Annotated in this window: 1 protein-coding gene; it reads left to right on the top strand. The window is 49.2% G+C overall.

The genetic code is table 11. The annotated features are described in order from the left end of the window. The first annotated feature begins 508 nt into the window (after nucleotides 1-508). The gene (locus tag ACI4J0_RS05850; RefSeq protein WP_439764875.1) at nucleotides 509-2,440 is read left to right on the top strand and encodes an EAL domain-containing protein; all 1,932 of its coding nucleotides are present in this window, start codon (nucleotides 509-511) and stop codon (nucleotides 2,438-2,440) included. Nucleotides 2,441-2,538: the final 98 nt, after the last annotated feature.

Genomic DNA, 2,538 nt, shown 5'->3' on the forward strand with positions numbered 1-2,538 from the left:
CTGTGCAAGCCAATGTTACCTTTACTCTCATATCGGCACCTCCTGTTAATGCTGCTTTGCAGCGTTCGTTGTTTAGGCAATTGCTTGCAGTTGCCATAACTGCCTGCAGTTGCCATTGCCTCCCTCTCCGGCAAATGTGACAAGCACAGCCTGTCCTGCCGCCCGGGGCTTAATACGCTCTTTTCCGAAAAAAAGTGCAAAAAAAATAAACCCCAATCAAGAGGTAATACTATAATACCACATCCGAAACTGTTTGTCAAGCCCTTTTTTCACATTTTTTACGTCTTAATTTCGTCTTAATTGTAAAGTTCTCTTAGTCGGAGACAATTTACCCGCAGCCATGCTGCCCCCTTTTGTGAAAAATGCAGATTTAAGCGGCGGACTTTCGCCAAATATTGACAAATCCTCCTCCCTGTGATATGATAAAACCGAAAAGAAAACAATTACATTCTTTCTTTATCTATAGTATATGAGTATGAATTGCGCTCATGGGAAAGGGGGACGAAAAATGAACACAACAGATTTTGTGACCGAGTATGAATATGCCGCTTCGGTGCTCCTGCTGGTGCTTATGGGGCTTTACGCCATAAGAGACAAGTTCCGCACACGGGCAAACTTTATTTTCGTGGCAATACTCGTCGCTACCCTTGCCTCGTCCGTGCTCCATATTTTCACCACAAGTATGCTTGGCAGCGCTGAGCAGTACCCCCTGTGGCTAAACTACGCCTTAAATATTGCCTATCTCTTCACCTATGAGAACCTTGCGCCCCTTTCCCTCTGCTACGCCACGGAAATAGCAAGGCAGGACAAAAAGCGCTCCCTCGACAGGCTCATTGCCCTTTGCGCAGCGGTGCTGAACGGTCTGCTGCTGTTCACCACGCCCTTTACGAAGCTCGTTATCTATTTCGATGAGAATATGACCTACCGCCACGGACCGCTGTTCCTTGTGCTTGCAGGCATCGCCCTTCTGATACTTGCCTACGAGTTCGTGCTCATAGTCCGTTTCAGAAAGAACCTGAAGCCCGTCCAGATAGTGTCTGTTTCCGCCTTTATAACCCTTACCATAATCGCCTCGGTCATACAGCTCCTCTTCCCGGAGCAGATAATCGGCAATTATATGATAGCCCTTTCCCTGCTCACCTTCTACATCTCTCTTGAAAACCCCGCAGAATATGTGGACAGGAGCATAGGCTGCTGCAATGCCGAAGCCTTCTACATTACCGCCGAGTCATACATCGAAAGGCACAAGTCCTTTGCCGCAGCGGCGTTCTGCCCTATGGGACTTAATTATTTCACCGAGATACTGGGGCTCAGGGAAAGCGGAAATATCTGCGCCATCGTTGCGAACGACCTGAAAAAGCGGCTGAAAAAGAGCGAGCTGTTCTACCTGGGCAACTGGGAATTTGTTATTATATCCGAAACTGCCTCCGCCTCCGAGCTGACCGCAGTTTTGCAGGATTTTTTCAGAAAGCCCATCAGCATGAACGGCATAGAAGCCCCCGTTACGCCATATATCTGCACCCTCACATACCCGGGCTTCGTCTCCTCCGCAAAGGATATCCGCGACGCCATCGACTTCACACTCAAATCGATGAAGGGCGGCAAGGAGACCGTTCTGGAGATGACCGCAGGCTCTCTGGAGTCAAAGCAGCGCGAGCTTAAAGTCCTTGCAGCCATCAAGCAGGCTATAAAGGACGATTCCTTCCAGATGTATTACCAGCCCCTTTACGATATCAAAACGGGCACCTTCTCCAGCGCAGAAGCCCTTATCAGAATGATAGACAAGGAGCTGGGCTTCGTAAGCCCCGAGGAATTTATCCCCCTTGCGGAGGCAAACGGACTTATCCCTGAGATAGGCGAGCTTTCCTTCCGCTCGGTCTGCCGCTTCCTCAAAAGCGGAAAGGCGCAGGCATACGGCATAAAATATATCGAGGTGAACCTTTCCGTTCTCCAGTGCGCCCAGGAAAAGCTCAGCTCACAGCTTATGGGCATTATGGAGGAATACAGCATCCCCCCCGAGCAGATAAACTTCGAGATAACCGAGACCGCAGGCCTTGCAAACTATGACGCGCTGCTGAACAATATGAACAGGCTTATTTCACGGGGCGTGTCCTTCTCTATGGACGATTACGGAACAGGATTTTCCACCGCAAATTATCTTATCACCCTGCCCACCGATATCGTCAAGATAGACAAAAGCATCCTCTGGCCCGCGATGGAAAACAAGGAAGCCTTCATCGTTCTCCGCCACACGGTGGAAATGCTCCGCTCCCTAAAAAAGAAAATAGTGGCAGAGGGCGTGGAGACCGCCGAAATGGTAAAGCTGCTGTCGGATATCGGCTGCGACTATCTCCAGGGCTATTATTATTCCAAGCCGATCCCCCCCGACGCATTCATAACGTTCCTTGCGGATAATGCGCGGAATGTTCAGACTGTATGATATGTTAACGGCGAGTTCTCCTTCGGGGGAACTCGTTTCAGCTTGTCGATAAAGTGTTTAGATGAAAAAATTTGCACAAATAAGGTCATAGTAAAAGT

It is taken from the genome of Huintestinicola sp., from assembly GCF_051882455.1.
In the GTDB taxonomy this organism is placed as follows: Bacteria; Bacillota; Clostridia; order Oscillospirales; family Ruminococcaceae; genus Huintestinicola.

Excerpts from the sequence above, each read along its gene's own strand:
- ACI4J0_RS05850 (WP_439764875.1), top strand. The coding sequence starts at position 509 with ATGAACACAACAGATTTTGTGACCGAGTATGAATATGCCGCTTCGGTG.